13 protein-coding genes are annotated in these 15521 nt (G+C 63.8%); 3 read left to right on the forward strand and 10 right to left on the reverse strand.

The features are described 5' to 3' along the window. The 7 genes from QWL29_RS22285 to QWL29_RS22315 all read right to left on the reverse strand — a co-directional run. Window positions 1-1333 (reverse strand): hypothetical protein (locus QWL29_RS22285; RefSeq protein ID WP_305825048.1); only part of this gene is annotated, 1333 nt, incomplete at its 3' end. A 38-nt stretch (window positions 1334-1371) separates the two neighbouring features. Next, the gene (locus QWL29_RS22290) at window positions 1372-4206 is read right to left on the reverse strand and encodes a type VI secretion system Vgr family protein (protein ID WP_305825049.1); all 2835 of its coding nucleotides are present in this window, start codon (window positions 4204-4206) and stop codon (window positions 1372-1374) included. 226 nt (window positions 4207-4432) lie between these two features. Continuing rightward, window positions 4433-5647 (reverse strand): MFS transporter, encoded by a 1215-nt coding sequence (locus tag QWL29_RS22295; RefSeq protein ID WP_305825050.1) that lies wholly within the window; start codon window positions 5645-5647, stop codon window positions 4433-4435. Window positions 5648-5999: 352 nt separating this feature from the next. Then, window positions 6000-6887, reverse strand: a complete 888-nt coding sequence (locus tag QWL29_RS22300; RefSeq protein ID WP_305825075.1) for a hypothetical protein — start codon at window positions 6885-6887, stop codon at window positions 6000-6002. A 17-nt stretch (window positions 6888-6904) separates the two neighbouring features. Next, window positions 6905-7681 (reverse strand): hypothetical protein, encoded by a 777-nt coding sequence (locus tag QWL29_RS22305; RefSeq protein ID WP_305825051.1) that lies wholly within the window; start codon window positions 7679-7681, stop codon window positions 6905-6907. Then, the gene (locus tag QWL29_RS22310; protein WP_305825052.1) at window positions 7678-8196 is read right to left on the reverse strand and encodes a hypothetical protein; all 519 of its coding nucleotides are present in this window, start codon (window positions 8194-8196) and stop codon (window positions 7678-7680) included. The genes QWL29_RS22305 and QWL29_RS22310 overlap by 4 nt, the downstream gene beginning before the upstream one ends. 56 nt (window positions 8197-8252) lie before the next feature. Beyond that, window positions 8253-8543: a DnaJ domain-containing protein gene (locus QWL29_RS22315; RefSeq protein WP_305825053.1), complete on the reverse strand. Its 291-nt coding sequence runs from the start codon at window positions 8541-8543 to the stop codon at window positions 8253-8255. A 242-nt stretch (window positions 8544-8785) separates the two neighbouring features. Here QWL29_RS22315 and QWL29_RS22320 point away from each other — a divergent pair, with 242 nt between their 5' ends. The 3 genes from QWL29_RS22320 to QWL29_RS22330 all read left to right on the forward strand — a co-directional run bounded on the left by QWL29_RS22320 (window position 8786) and on the right by QWL29_RS22330 (window position 13652). After that, window positions 8786-10537 carry a glutamine--tRNA ligase/YqeY domain fusion protein gene (locus tag QWL29_RS22320; RefSeq protein ID WP_305825054.1) on the forward strand — a complete coding sequence of 584 codons (1752 nt, stop codon included), beginning with the start codon at window positions 8786-8788 and terminating at the stop codon, window positions 10535-10537. Between the two features lie 207 nt (window positions 10538-10744). Then, window positions 10745-12571 (forward strand): CHASE domain-containing protein, encoded by a 1827-nt coding sequence (locus QWL29_RS22325; RefSeq protein WP_305825055.1) that lies wholly within the window; start codon window positions 10745-10747, stop codon window positions 12569-12571. A gap of 229 nt (window positions 12572-12800) precedes the next feature. Beyond that, complete coding sequence (locus QWL29_RS22330) at window positions 12801-13652, forward strand: glycine-rich domain-containing protein (RefSeq protein ID WP_305825056.1); 852 nt, start codon at window positions 12801-12803, stop codon at window positions 13650-13652. An 88-nt stretch (window positions 13653-13740) separates the two neighbouring features. Here QWL29_RS22330 and QWL29_RS22335 read toward each other — a convergent pair whose 3' ends face one another. From QWL29_RS22335 to QWL29_RS22345, 3 genes are all read right to left on the reverse strand, one after another. Then, complete coding sequence (locus QWL29_RS22335; RefSeq protein WP_305825057.1) at window positions 13741-14004, reverse strand: hypothetical protein; 264 nt, start codon at window positions 14002-14004, stop codon at window positions 13741-13743. Between the two features lie 340 nt (window positions 14005-14344). Continuing rightward, a complete protein-coding gene (locus tag QWL29_RS22340) occupies window positions 14345-14548 on the reverse strand; it encodes a hypothetical protein (RefSeq protein WP_305825058.1) in 204 nt (67 codons plus the stop codon). Then, window positions 14545-15399 carry a sugar nucleotide-binding protein gene (locus QWL29_RS22345; protein ID WP_305825076.1) on the reverse strand — a complete coding sequence of 285 codons (855 nt, stop codon included), beginning with the start codon at window positions 15397-15399 and terminating at the stop codon, window positions 14545-14547. Before QWL29_RS22345 ends, QWL29_RS22340 begins: the two co-directional genes overlap by 4 nt. Between the last annotated feature and the right edge of the window lie 122 nt (window positions 15400-15521).

Raw genomic sequence — 15521 nt, forward strand, 5'->3', positions numbered from 1 at the left:
GCCAGCTACGGCGAGGAATATGATCGCACGATACTAAACAATTAAACACAATTTGCTCCCAACCACCTTCGAGATGTTGATCTGGCAAATCTACCTTCGTTTGCCCAGAAGCGGGGCCACGCCATGCCTTGAGTATTTCTCCAGGTTTTAAGTCATAGATAACGAATTGTCCGTTTGCGTTCCAGTCAGGCCATACTGCAAGAAACTTACGCCATGCCTCCCTTGGATCAGGCGAATTTTGGATATCATTGAACACTTTTTCGCTAATCCAGCAGTCGCTCATTGCCCTGCTGTTTGGGGACAGGATTCGAAAAAGTCTAGCTGGCCCTTTGATTTCGGCGTGCGCGAGCGTATGAAAGGAACGGATATTGTCGTCACTGAGCGGTGGCCACCCGTCTTTGACGCGTGCATCTACTCTTGGCCTTTCGGCTTTTACTTTTGCCTTGGTCCAATGCGGCGTGGATCCATCGCTTAGCCAACGCGGTTTCGTTCGCGGATTCCTCATGAGAGAAATAGCTTTGGCCTCCGGAAGAGTCCCCCTGAAATGCACATTGCGTACGTCGACGATTCCTTTTTGTCTTTCAAGCGCCTCGCGTTCCAATCGTAAAATCACGCGATTCAAGACATCCTGAACCGGTTTTAATGCACGCGCAAATTGCTTATCTGCCAGCAATCTAATATTTTGAACCTCAAGTAAGGCTTGTTTTGCTTTATTGCCGAGCACTGGAACGAACTCAACCTTGTGCACTAATACCTCGACAACTTTGATTGCGCGATCAAAAGCGACGTTCAACTCAGAGACGCTGACTCGTGAGCGCACGGATTTGATTTGAACGGCCAACCACTTGAGAACTTCATCGACTTTGTGTGTTTTGAGATATTCCTGCACACGCCGCCGACGAAGGAATGAGATGACCCATCCCATCGCGGCATCTACTGCTTCGCCAAGTTTTTTTTCTCCGTACCGCCTCACATATCCGAAGAATATCTTCAGGACTCCTTTGACTAATGAGCCCAGCGCTGGAAAGAGACCGATGAGTGTTAGGGCTAGAGCGACCCAGTTCCAGACATCAGTATGATCTTTCGTCAGCTTGCGACAGTTCGCAATCAAATCACGTGCATCGCAGACTTGATCAACCAACGGAATCATCGAGATGCCTGCGTCAACCAGGATTTGGGATGTCGACCTGTTGTCGTTGAAGTCCCCTTCGATTGCTTCCCAAAACCACACAAAAGGATTCGAGCTGGGTTCATTTTCCTGCTCTTGTGCTTCTTCATCTCCCGTCGCCCACGCTATCGCGCTCCGCAGTTGCGTCGCATTGATTTCCGCCATCAGTAGTCCTCCGAGATAGATCGATTTCACACGGCAGATCAGCTAGCCAATTTTTCCAGTGGATCGTGTGGTTCTTCCTTCTTCGGCTCACGTGGGCTGTACACGACCTTCTTCACAGTTTCGTTGAGTACATTTTCGTGCAAGGCTTTTCCGTCCTTGTCGAGGGTGCCGGACAATACAGAGCCTCCCTCGAAGTGAATCTTGTAATCCACCTCAGGGATGCCCTCTGCCAGCTCCGGATCGAGGTAGTGCAACCCGATCCAGTGTTTGGCTTCCTCGCTTAACTCGCCAGGCAGATTCAACAGGTTTGCAGCCTTATTCCCGCCCCCATCAAATAAATGCTTCCCACCCTTCACCGTAAATTTCCCCGGACAAGCAAACGTAATATCCCCACCCTCCAGCGTCACCGCCGACTGCCCCGCCTGCAGCACGATCTTTTCCTTTGCCCTGATCTCGATGCAGTCGTTCACCGAAATCACCGTGATCTCCTTGTCCGCCAATATCTCCAGCTGATCCGTATGCGCCTGCAGCGACACCGGCCCATTCCCTGCAATCGCCTGGATGCCGCCGGAATGGGTAAACAAACTGGCCGCGCCGCCAGCCACCGACGACACTGTATGCGCCGCAGCCAGGTGCAGGTCCGACTGCGTGGTCCACTGCAGCTGATGCCCCGCGTAGATCACGGTCGATGCAGGCGTCGCCCAGTTCATGCTGGCCGCCGCATCCATCAACACCAGCGCCGAGCCGAACTTCTCGACCGGCTGCCCGGCATCGAGCTCGCGCGAATCCGGCCTGGCCTTCAGCGCGTCCTGCCCGCCGACGGCGCCCGCGTACTTGCCCTGTGCGGCAGGATCGATCTGCTCGATGAAATCCGCCTGCGCCTTCAGCGCATCCTTGCTGAACAGCGCCCTTTGCTGGGCGGCGGCGTCCCCCAAGGTGGTCGCCAGCGCTTGCGCCCCCTTGAACAGCGACACGCTCTCCGCCGCATCCATCTGCGTCGAGGTAATCCCGCTGCCCTGCTGCGGCCGCGCACTGGTCGACACCAGCACGCCCTCGCCGCCACGGATCACGGCCCAGGCATCGGTACGCAGTTCGAAGCCGCTGCCGCGGTAGGCCCCGCGCGCGGCCGAGCCGGGCGATTGCTGGATCAGGTAGCCGAGGTTCAGCTGCGTCGACGCGCAACTGGTCGCCAGCCGCGTGCGCAGCTGGCCTTGCGTATCGTCGATCTGCCACTGGTTGTAGCCGCTGCCATCGAAGCCATGCGTATGAATCCCGGACAGCACGCCCGCGTGGTCGACGCCGGAATCGACGCCGGCCGAGAACGGCGGCAGGTCCGCGCCAGTGAACAGCTGAGCGACGATGATGGGCCGGTCCATGTCGCCTTCGATGAAGTCGACCAGCACCTCGGTGCCGATGCGCGGCGTGAACACGGTGCCCCAGTTCGGGCCGGCCAGCGCTTCGGACACGCGCACCCAGGTGCCGGAGCGCTGGTCGCCCGGTGCGCAGCCGCGTTTATCCGTGTCGTGCTCCAGTCCACCGCGGTTCGCGCCCTGCCCGCGCTGCCATGCGAACTGCACCCTGACCTGGTGGTCACGCGTCGAAGTGACGGTGGCATCGGCGACACCCACCACCAGCGCCGTCTGTGGGCCGAGGGCGGTGGACGGATACGGCGCACTGGTGGCACGCGGCACCAGCCGCACGGCGTCGCGCACGCAGCCGAAGCGGTTGCGGTAGGTGCCGTTTTCCAGCCCGTCGGGCGCGCTGTCCGCGATCCCGGTGCGGAAGTTGTTGCGCGCCGCGTGCTCGACCCACAGTACGGTAAAGGCGTTTTCGCCCTTGGAATAGCGGTCGTGCTGGGTCAGCTGGAAGCCGTAGCCGGCGGCCAGCCAGCGCATGGCGCCGCCGCCCTCGAAGACCTTGTTGCCCTGTTCCAGCGCCAGGAGCATCAGGTCGCTGTGTGCGAAAGGTGCGCCGCGTTCGGTGGCGATGCGCTCGCCGCTGCCGTCGTAGATCTGCAATACGGGCAGCGCGCCGGCGTCGAGGCAGGATTGCTGCTCTGCGCTCGGGGCCACCAGTTGCGTCGGGTCCCAGCTGCTGATGGCCACGCCGTTCGCCTGCACGCTGCGGTGTGCGTGGAAGTCGTCGATGGCGTCGTCGTGTTCGGTGGCGCGCACGCCGTGGAAGCGCAGCACGGCGCCGCCGGGGGTAGCCGGAATGCGTGCGCGGCTGTCGAAGATCACGAGCTTGTGACGCGCGTGGCCCTGTGCATCGGGTGCGTCGTCGGCCTGGTCATGTTCGAAGCGCCAGTTCAGGCCTTCGCTGGCCAGCAGCCGCACCAGGAACTCGAAATCCGTTTCGCGGTACTGGGTGCACACCGGGCGGGGCCGTAGTTCCTGGGTGATGGCGAATTCGAATCGCACCTGCGGATAGTCGGCCAGCAGTTCGCTGACGATCTCGCGCGCGTTCTTGTCCTGGAACAGCCAGCTGTCGCGGCGCAGCGTCAGCAGCGACAGGGCTGGTTCGAGCTGCAGGCGGTAGCGGGCGATGCCGCCGTCGGCGCCGAGCCAGGCGGCGCCCGTGCACAGGCCGTGCCAGGCGCGCCGGCTGCCATCGGGCTGCAGCAGGCCGACGGTCAGTTCTTCGCCGATGAAGATGGACAGGTCGAGGTCGGTGGAGGTGCTGAGCGCGTCGACCTCGAAAGCGAACAGTTCGTTGACGGCTTCGCGCCCGCGAAAAGCTTCGACGGCCGGCGCGTCAAGCTGGCTGCTGTCCTGGGCGCTGGCGAGGGTGATGAGGCGGGCATGCTGGCTGAGGCCGGTACCGAACCCGTCCAGCGCGGCGGCGAGGGCCGCAAGCTCGGACGCGGCGTTCATTGAACAGACACGACTGCAATCGTTGCCATTCGGGACTCCTTCGCGATCGGTTATATCGGAGAAGACATGCCCGGCGAAGGCGCTGATGGCCCTGCGGAACACGCACAGCCGTCGATCTTACCGAACTCGAATATGCGGAAATAGCCTATGGGACATGACCGAAGTCAATGCAGAGGTGAAATATTTTCGCCGGGTGAGAGAACGCCGACCCGGCGTCAGCGAGCGCTTACTGTGCAACGGACGGCGTCGATTCCAGCGGGGCCAGTCCGCGCAGCTTCAGCGCGATCAGCATCGCCAGCACCAGGATCGCGCCCAGCACGCCTACCACGCCGAGCCAGCCTCCGTGCTCCCACATGTAGCCCGAGAACCAGCCGACCACGCTCGACCCGAGGTAGTAGAAGAACAGGTAGAGCGCCGAGGCCAGCGCCTGCGGCGGCCGTGCACGCCGGCCAACCCAGCTGCTGGCCACCGAGTGCGAGGCGAAGAAGCCGAAGGTATACAGGCCCACGCCGGCAACGACGGCGACCAGATTGCCGGACAGCGTGAGCAGCAGGCCGCCCAGCATCAGCGACATCACCAGCCACAGGACATTGCGGCGGCCCAGGCGGTCGGCCAGGCGCCCGGCCCAGACCGAGCTGAAGATGCCGAGCAGGTACAGCACCGACAAGGCGCCGACGGCGCTCTGGCGCAGCCTGAATTCCGGCCCCAGCAGGCGGTAGCCGATGTAGTTGTACAGGCTGACGAAGGAGCCCATCAGCAGGAAGGCCAGCATGAAGAGGAAGGGCAAACCGGGGTCGCGCAGGTGGCGGCGCGCGCCGTCGAGCAGGCCGCCCAGGCCGCCCTGCCCCGGCCGGAAGCGCTTCGAGACCGGCAGGCTGCGCCAGAACTCCCAGGCCGCGTACAGTCCGGCGGCGCCCATCAGGCCCAGGGCCAGGCGCCAGGAAAAGAAGTCGCTGATGACCGAGGCCAGCACGCGCCCGAACATGCCGCCGAAGGCGCTGCCGCTGATGTACATGCCCATCGCCAGGCCGAGCGAACTGCCTTCGATTTCCTCGCTCAGGTAGGCCATGGCGACGGCGGGCATCCCGCCCAGCATGAAGCCCATCAGGGCGCGCAGGGCGACCAGTTGCGCGTAGTCGCCCGTGAAGGCGGCCAGCAGGGTGAGCAGGCCGCCGCTGAACATCGAGGCGGCCATCAGGGGCTTGCGGCCGAAGCGGTCGGAGAGGATGCTCGATATCAGCAGCGAGATGGCCAGGGCGCCGGTGGAGATCGACAGGGCCAGGCTGCTTTGCGCGGGCGTGAGGGCGAAGTCGCGCGCCAGCAGGGGCATCAGGGGCTGGACGCTATAGAGCAGTGCGAAGGTGGAGAAACCGCCGAAGGCCATGGCGCGGTTGACGCGCTTGAACTCGGCGCTGCCGGCAGCGATGGCGGGGCTAGACATGAGGCGGGAATCCTGGGATGCGACTGCTCATCATAACCAAGATCGGGCGGGGCTGCTGGAGGGTGGTTTTTTTGACGAGGTGTGTTGAGAGGCGCGGGCGATCTCTTGGAGACGTCGGCGCTGCGCATTCGGCACGGAGGGAAGTCCGCCAACGTGAGGCGGGCGTTCGCGTGGGCACGGGGCGCCCACCCTACGTCTGCATCGGCCAGAGGTGCAAGCATGCGTAGGGTGGGTGCCCTGTGCCCACGCGTTCAACGGATTCATGATCCGTCGCGGTCTATCGGGCGACCGCTGAACGCGTGGGCGGCGTTCAAGCCATCACCATGCACATGCCAGGGTAGAGCCGACCACCCTACGGATACTCGGTATCCAGCTCCGACCCGGCGTAGTTTTCCAGCTCCGCGATCAGCTGCTTCATCGGCGCCTTGGTGCGGATGCTTTGCAGCACCGTGCAGTGCTCGCGGTAGCTTTGCACGCGCTCGGCGATGATGGCGCGGTGCGGCGCCGGGATCTTGTCGAGGAAGTGCGCCCAGCCGGTTTCGAAGTCGGGGTCGTTCTTGCGTACCGCTTTCACGAAACGCTCGAAACCCTTCTGCGTGGTGCGCGCGACGATGGTGCCGCCGCCTTCCACCGCGAAGATCACCGCCAGCGCGATCACGCCTTCCGCGTTCAGGTCCGGGTCATTGACCGCGCCTTCGTAGTGGTTCTTGCGCAGCCACTGGGCGGCGCGCACGATGTCCAGCACGTCCTGGCGCTGCTGCAGCTGGCCGAGGTAGCGTTCGTAGCCGGTCCAGGTTTCGCCCGGGTCGGCGGTACACAAGTCGACGAACAGCTCCTTCAGGCGGCGCTGGGCGTACACCGGGTCGCTGTCGTACTCGCCGACCAGGCTGTCCTCGGGCAGCGCCGACAGTTCGCGCACCAGGCGGAAGCCCGCCTGGAACACGGACTCGACGCCGTCCTCGATCAGGATGTCGAGGGCGACGGCGTCGCCGTCTTCCTCGCTCACGCCTTCCTCGACCAGCAGGCTTTCCAGGCCCATCGACACGCCACCCACCGTCAGCAGCAGGCCGCGCCCGATGCCCTCGGCGGTGCGGTCGTTGGTGAACTTCTCGGCCACCATCGCGGTGACGCCGGACAGTTCGTCGGCCAGGATCGCCGCTTCCTCCGGGTCTTCACCCGCCAGCAGCTTGATCGCGCGGACCAGGCGGGGCAGCTTCTCGATGACGATTGCAGGCAGCATCGACGATTGGCCCCCGCTCACGAGAAGATGTCCGAGCCCATGCTCTTGCGCGTACTGCGCCGTGGCATGGTGCGGACCGACGGCACCTGCTTGCGCAGGCGGTACAGCAGCTCGCGCGTGCCGCGCTGCTGGAATTCCGGGTCTTCGTCGGGATCGTCCGGGTATTCGGCATCGGCCATCTCGGCGCTGTGGCGGAACTCGGGGAACAGTTCGATCAGCGAACGCTCCCAGCCATCTTCGCTGGCCTTGGCCAGGTCGATCGCCAGTGGAATGATGTCGCTGTCGGACGAGGTCTGGCCCGTCACGTAGCGGCCCTTCAGGTTGATTTCGCCAGCCACTTCCATGATCTCTTTCGGCGCCAGCGACCAGATGATGGCGAACACGGTGGCGCCGTGGTCGGTAGCCGACGCTTCGTGCAGCAGTTCGTGGCGGCGGTCTTCGTCGTCGTTGGCGTAGACCACGCCGTGCACGTGGTTGAACAGGCCCTCGGCCAGGCGCTCGGGGTCGTCCTCGATCATGTTGTCGGGCCAGGTGGCGGCCAGGTAGGCCAGGCTGTCGGCCCAGGCCTTCGGCGGCACCAGCATGGTGGCCAGCGAGGTCTTGGCGCCGTCGAAGCCGGCCAGGTGCAGCGCGGTCACTTGCGGCGGCAGGGTCGACAGCACCTCGACCACGGCATAGTCGCCGTGTTCGTCGGCCGCCTGCGAGAACGCCTCTTCGGCGTGCTGCAGCGAGCCGGCCAGCACCAGTTCGCTGACCTGTCTGGTCAGCGCCGGCAGGTTGGCTTTGTCACTCATTCACGTTCTCCCTGGTCGAAGATCTGGGTGAAGTCGTCGGTCGCCGCGCCGTCGTCCATGCGCTCGACATCGTCCTCGTCGTCGCCTTCGTCGCCCTCGGCCAGCTGGTCGAGCGACTGGTCGTCGTCCTGCCAGCGCTGCTGGTGCTTGTACAGGAAGGCGGTGATGATGGCCTGGCGCGCCAGTTCCGGGTGGTTCTCGGTCATCGAGGCGTACATGGCCGCGCCGTCTTCGCCTGCGCACTCGGCCATGGCGAACACCGGCGCCGGGTCGCCGCCTTCGTAGTCGGCCGCTTCGCGCAGCAGGCCTTTCGGGTCGGTGAAGCGAATCTTGTCAACGAGGGCGAAGGCCATCAGGTTGACATCGTCGATGCCCGAGCCGCCGGCGTATTCCGACACCAGGGCATCGACCATCATGTTGTAGTTCTTCTTGTTGGGCGGGTCGCCCAGGGTTCCGTCGATCTGGCCTTCCAGCTCACGCGACTGGTAGGCGAATTCGGGATGTACTCTTTTCATGTTCTTGTTCCTGTAGGGGATTCGTTAGCGTGCGGGCACATGGCCCGGCCCAGGCTTCAAGCCTGCAGCGTCACGCCGTTCAGCGCGAACAGCGAGCGCCACAGCTCGAAAGCCTCGGCTTCGGCATCGAGCACGATGCGGTGGTTCACGCTCTGGTTGTATTCGTCGCGTTTGGCGCGGTCGGACAGGATCTCGTAGGCCTTGCTGACGGCCTTGAAACGCGCTTCCGCACCCGGCGCCTGGTTGCGGTCGGGGTGGTAGCGCATGGCCAGCGAGCGGTAGACCTTCTTGATCTCCTCATCGCTGGCGTTCGGCGCGACGCCGAGGATCGCGTATAAATTTTCCAATTTGGAACTCTCCGGCTGGTGCCGAGAAACGGCAAAAAGAGATTATCCTATAGAAATCACCACCTTGTCAGCGCGGCCAGCGGGACGGAAACGCCTGGACGCCACTCCCAGGTGGAGGAAATGACTCCCAAGTATCTGCCTTGCATGAAACGCGCTCCGTGCGCTCCACCACATACGCGGTCCGTGGCGCTGCCGTCTACGGTAAAATGGCAAGAACTTTAGCTATCTAAACTCCATCTTTCATGAGCTCTGAAAAGAACAATACGGCGGCCAACGCGCCATCGTCGAATTTTGTGCGCGCCATCATCGAGAACGACCTGGCGGCGGGCACGCACAAACGCGACGGCATGCCGGAAGTCATCACGCGCTTCCCGCCCGAGCCGAACGGCTACCTGCACATCGGCCACGCAAAATCCATCTGCCTGAACTTCGGCCTGGCGCGCGACTACGCCGGCCGCTGCCACCTGCGCTTCGACGACACCAATCCTGAAAAGGAAGACCAGGAATACGTCGACACCATCATGGACAGCGTCAAGTGGCTGGGCTTCACCTGGGAACAAGGCGGCGAGGAATACCTGCATTACGCTTCGGACTACTTCGGCAAGCTGTACGAGATGGCCGAGTACCTGATCAGCAAGGGTTACGCCTACGTCGACAGCCAGAGCGCCGAAGACATGGCGAAGAACCGCGGCAACTTCGGCACCGTGGGCACGAATTCGCCGTTCCGGAATCGCCCACCGGAAGAGTCGCTGCAACTGTTCCGCGACATGAAGGCCGGCAAGTACAAGGACGGCGAACACATCCTGCGCGCGAAGATGAGCGAGGACGCGATGTCGTCGCCGATCATGACCAACCGCGACCCGGCCCTGTACCGCATCCGCCACGCGCACCACCACCGCACGGGCGACGACTGGTGCATCTACCCGATGTACGACTACACGCACCCGATTTCGGACGCGCTGGAAAGCATCACGCACTCGCTGTGCACGCTGGAATTCCAGGACCACCGCCCGTTCTACGACTGGCTGGTGGAGACGCTGGCCGAAGGCGGCTTCTTCCCGCGTCCGGTGCCGCGCCAGTACGAATTCTCGCGCCTGAACCTGACCTACGTCGTTACCTCGAAGCGCAAGCTGCGCGCGCTGGTCGACGACGGCGTGGTCACCGGCTGGGACGACCCGCGCATGCCGACCATCGTCGGCCTGCGCCGCCGCGGCTACACGCCGGAATCGCTGCAATTGTTCTGCGACCGCATCGGCGTGTCGAAGGCCGACGGCTGGATCGACATGAGCACGCTCGAAGGCGCGCTGCGTGACGACCTGGACCCGAAGGCGCCGCGCGCGATTGCCGTGCTGCGCCCGTTGAAGCTGATCGTGGACAATTTCCCCGAAGGCGAATCACACGACTGCACCTCGCCGGTCCACCCGCACCACCCGGAAATGGGCCTGCGCCACTTCCCGTTCACGCGCGAACTGTGGATCGAGCAGGAAGACTTCATGGAAACCCCGGTCAAGGGTTACTTCCGCTTCACGCCGCCAATCGGCGACCAGCCCGGTGCGCGCGTGCGCCTGAAGTACGGCTACGTGGTCGAGTGCACCGGCTTCGACAAGGACGAGAACGGCAAGGTCACCGCCGTGCACGTGAAGTACTTCGAGGATTCGAAGTCGGGCACCCCCGGCGCCGACAACTACAAGGTGAAGGGCAACATCACCTGGGTCAGCGCCGCCTCGGCCCTGGAAGCCGAAGTGCGCCTGTACGACCGCCTGTTCACGGAAGCGCAGCCGGATGCCGGCGGCAAGGACTTCAAGGCAGCGCTGAATCCGAAGGCGCTGGAAACCATTACCGCCTACCTGGAGCCGGGCATGGCGGCGGCAACGGGCGACCAGCGCTTCCAGTTCGAGCGCCATGGTTATTTCGTTGCCGACCGCGTCGATTCGCAGCCGGGCAAACCGGTATTCAACCGCGTGACTACGCTGAAAGATAGCTGGGGCAAGTAAGCCGGCAGGTTAGCCGGCAAACAAGCCGGCAAATAAGCCGCTCAGCAGTTCACCAAATCCCGCCCCGGGCAACCGCGGCGGGATTTTTTCATGCACATCTCGTAGCGCAATCAACCTGGTAAATCTGCTAGGTAACAGACGGCCCAGTCTGCGCGATTCTGATCGAAATCAATAAAAGGCATAGAAGAGACCGAGGCGGACATGGGGATGACAGCCGACTTCACTGGAACCATCCGGGCAATCAAACTTGGCTCATGGCTGGGCGCCCTGCTCTCGCTCGCCGTGGGTGCGGGCCTGTACATCAGCACCAGCCGCGCCATCGAGTACGATTCCCATGAGCGCTTCCTGCACATGGCGCGCAACGTGCAGTCGATCCTGGACGGGCGCATCAAGACCTATGCCGATCTGCTGCGCGGCGCCTCGGCCTTGTTCCTGACGGATGAGAACCTGTCGCGCAAACAATTCCAGCAGTACGTGGTCGGTCTCGACCTGAGCAACCACTTCCCCGGCGTCGAGACCATCAATTTCGCGCGCTTCGTGCCCGATGCCGAGCGCCCCGCCTTCGAGGAGCAGGTGCGTAGCGAACTCGACGGCAGGCAAGGTTCCTTCCACATCCGGCCCGAAGGCCGGCGCCCCGAATACACGGTGCTCACCTTCGTCGAGCCGAACCAGGCCTGGAACAACCGCCTCGGCATGGACCTGCAGGCGCGCCCCGCCGTGGCGCTGGCCCTGGCGCACTCGCGCGACACCGGCGAAGCCTCGACCTCGGGCACGCGGGTGGCAATCCGCAGCAGCGGCAGCGGGCTGGGCATGCGCATGCCGGTCTACCGTCCGGCCATGCCCCTGGCCGACGTGGCCCAGCGCCGCGCCGCCTACATCGGCTCGGTCGGGATCGGCTTCAGTGTCGAGCGCCTGGCCCAGGGCGTACTCGACAACATGCCGAAGCACACCACGCGTCTCGTGATTTCCGGCATGAGCCCGGTCGAGGAACCGGGCGGGCCGCCGGGCGTCTACAAGCGCACCGTGTTCTTCGACAACCAGCCCAACGCCGCCGACGACCCGGACGTGTTCCGCGCCCTGTTGCCGGTGGGCGTGAGCGGACGCGGCTGGGACATCGATTTCCGCATCAGCAAGCGCGACATGTATTCGGAGCTCGACATCTACCTGCCCTGGATCGCCATGCTGGCCGGGATGGTCGGCACCAGCCTGCTGTATGCGCTGTACCAGACGCTGAGCTCCTCGCGCCGGCGCGCCATCGAGCTGGCCGAGGACATGACGGGCGAGCTGCGCGCCAGCGAAGCCAAGCTGCAAAAGACCAACGACAACCTGCGGCGCCTGGCGGCCCATGCGGAAACCATCAAGGAAAGCGAGCGCAAGCGCATCGCGCGCGAGATCCACGACGACCTCGGCCAGAACCTGCTGGCCCTGCGCATCGAGGCCGATTTGCTGGCCTCGCGCACCAGCGGCCGCCATCCGCGCCTGCACGCGCGGGCGCGCTGGACGCTGGAGCAGATCGACGCCACCATCAAGAGCGTGCGCCAGATCATCAACGACTTGCGCCCGCACGTGCTCGACCTGGGCCTGACGGCGGCGGTCGACTGGCAGATCGCCGAATTCCAGCGCCGTACCGGGATTGCCTGCGAGCTGGTGTCGGACGGGCGCGAGCTGCACGTGAGCGACCGCTGCGCCACTACGCTGTTCCGCATCCTGCAGGAGTCGCTCACGAATGTCTCGCGCCACGCGCGCGCGACCAGCGTACGGGTCGAACTGGCGCTGGACGAGGAGTCGATCACGATGACGGTGAGCGACAACGGCATCGGCCTGCACAAAGGCGGCGGGCAGAAACCAGGCTCCTTTGGCCTGGTCGGCATCGAGGAAAGGGTGCGTATCCTGGGCGGCAAATGCCTGATCACCGGCCGGCCGAACGCCGGCACCACGGTGCACGTGGCGATTCCCGTGGCCGACAATTTGCTGTCGGTCGTCCCCGGAACGCCCGCGGTTACCAGCCCGGCGAAGGCGTTCGAGAGCCTGTAGTGCGATTTACCACAAGAAATTTCTTGACATCACTCAACTTGCGCAAAATCAATTATTTCAGGAAGTTTGGGGTAGAGAATGGTTCTCACTGTGATGCATCAACAAGACCGCAGCGATGCACACGACAACGACCCCGAGGAGGACCAGACCATTCGCCAGCATGCCTCATCAACCGTCCAGCCATACACAACAGAATAACGATGCAGCATCCAAAACGATAGGATAAATCATGATCTCGAACAACGACTTCGCAGCAATCGCCGCACTCGATTTGAGCCCGATTAAAGTCAAGCTGATGCACAAGGAATCCGGCGAAGGCTGGTCGCTCGACAAGGCCAACGCCATGGAAACCGAGTACCGCCGCTTCCTGTACCTGATGAAAACCTTCCCGAACGACGAGACCGCGCCGCAGGTCGACGTCGACACCTTCTGGCACTACCACATCCTCGACACCATGAAGTACGCCCAGGACTGCGAACAGGCTTTCGGCTACTTCCTGCACCACTACCCGTACATCGGCCTGCGCAGCGAAGACGACGTCGCCGTCCAGCAGCAGGCAGGCGAACGGATGCGCGAACTGTACGAATCGACGTTCGGCGAAGCCTACTTCAGCTTCGATGCCGAAGCCCAGGCCGATCTCGCATGGTGCGGCCGTGCCCCGGCGAATGTGGTCGACGCCGCTGCCGAGGCAGCATGGTGCGGCCGTGCGCCGGCGGTGTCCGCCGATGGCGCCGCCCAGACCGCCTGGTGTGGCCGCGCCCCGGCAGGTAGCGATGGCGCCATGGCGAAGACCGCGTGGTGCGGCCGCGCTCCGATCAAGCCGCTTGCCGATGCGGTGCAGACCGCCTGGTGCGGTCGGGCCCCGGCAAAGGCCGAAGCCACTGCGAAGGACAGCGCATGGTGCGGCCGTGCCCCGGCAAAAGCCGAAGCCGCTGCGAAAGCGAGCGCATGGTGCGGCCGCGCCCCGGCAAAGACGGCGGCAACTGCGCAGGACACCGCCTGGTGCGGCCGTGCTCCTGCCGGCGCCGAGGCTGCCGCGGTGCAGACCGCGTGGTGCGGCCGGGCCCCGGTCGCTGCCTGACAAAAAAACAAAGGCAGGGTCGGCTCACGCCGCCCTGCCTCTTGCGAAGTCTTGCAAGGCCGGCTCATGCAGCCGGCTTTTCTGCTTCTCAGGCCATCGCCGCTTCGGCGCGCGTCGACACCATCAGCGCGCGCAGTTCGCGGATGCTGAAATCGCTGATCTCGTGCATGCGCAACAGGATGGTGGCGCCGATCGGCAGGGTGTTGTGGCGAATCTTGCTGATCACCGGCGGCGCCACTTCCAGGGCGCGCGACAGGGCTGCATCGTTTTTCAGTTGCAGCTTGGTGATGATGGCGTCCAGGACGCGGTTCGGGTCGTAATCTGCGCCTTCCGGCAGTCTTCTGATAGGCATTTCTTAAATTCTTTCCAAAAATCACAATCCGTCAGTTATTTTTTACATTTAACTTTTAAGTATAAAAAATTGGCCTGACGCGCTAAATCGATACCGTTTGTACGGTGATTTTTTCCAGCCGCAATAATAAAGGGAAAGTTACGTTTTATTCAAGCAATTGTAGGAATAGCCCTACAAGTCGAAAGGAAAATGTGGAAGTTAACCAACGGACGTGACGCGGCCATGCCTCGGACATGCCGATGCCTTGCGCTGGAAACTGGTCGAAAAGGGAGATGCAGGCGCCGGCCGGCACCTGCAGGTGGCGCTACTGACGAGGCTCCGGGAGAAGCCCCGATGGGGATTACTTCGTGCTGCCGGCCTTGAACAAGGCGCGGGCGTCTTCGTGGGCGCGGTCCAGGGTGCGCATTGCCTTCTTGTCGTCATGGGCAACAAAATAGCCCTTGGCCTGTGCGTCAACGACGAGCTTGATGGCGGCCTCGTCGGAGAGGTCGTACTTTTCGACGATCAGGGTCGTCACTTCATCCAGGTATTCTTCGTAGGTCATGGTTCTTTCCTTAAGGCGCACATTGTACCAGCGCCGGCCGGCGCCCATTCGGCCAGTGTAGTGGCGACGTCGGGATAGCGCAGGCACACGCCCAGTTCGCGCAGGCGCGCGTTGTCGAGGCGGCGCGATTCCGACATGAACGAGAGCAGCATCGGCGACACCTGGGCCTGCAAGTCGGCGCGCGCCAGGCGCGGCGGCCGCGGCAAGCCATAAGCGTCGGCCACGGCATCGAAATACGCGCCCATCTGCATGCGCGTATCGTCGACGGCATGGTAGACCCGGTTCGGCAAGGCCCGGCGCAAGGCGTGCAGGATGATGCGCGCCAGGTCGTCGGCCTGGATGTGGTTCGTGTAGACGTCATCCTCGGGCCGCAAGGCGGGCGTGCCTTCGTGCAGGCGCTTCAGCGGCAGGCGCTCGGCCGCGTAGATGCCGGGCACGCGCAGGATGGACAATTGCCCTGCGTTGCGGCGGGCCCAGGCGCGCAGGACCCGCTCGGCATCCACGCGCCGCCGGGCCCGCGCATTCTTCGGCGCCACGCTGCGCGTCTCGGTGACCAGGGCGCCGCCGCAGTCGCCGTAGACGCCGGTCGTGCTTACGTAGACGACACGCGCGCCTTCGGGCAGGAGGGCGGCCAGGTGGCGCGTGCGCACGTCGCGCTCGCCTTCCGGCCGCGGCGGCGCCAGGTGCACGACCCGTTGCGCCAGACCGCGCAGGCGCGCCAGCGAGGCGGGATGGTCGAGGTCGGCCACGACGGGCACGGCGCCGGCCGCACGCAGCTCGGCGCAGCGCCCGGGGTCGCGCGTCATGGCGAAGACGCGATAGCGCCCGGCAAGCAGCGGCAGCAGGCGCATGCCGACGTCGCCGCAGCCCACCAGCAACAGGCGCGGACGGTTCAGATGAGTAGATGGTGTGTTCACGCCAGCGATTGTAAGCGAGCGCCGGCGTATTTGCGTGCCGGGCGCCGTCCGCCAGC

This window comes from Massilia brevitalea (assembly GCF_030711405.1).
GTDB classification, from domain to species: Bacteria; Pseudomonadota; Gammaproteobacteria; order Burkholderiales; family Burkholderiaceae_D; genus Telluria; species Telluria brevitalea.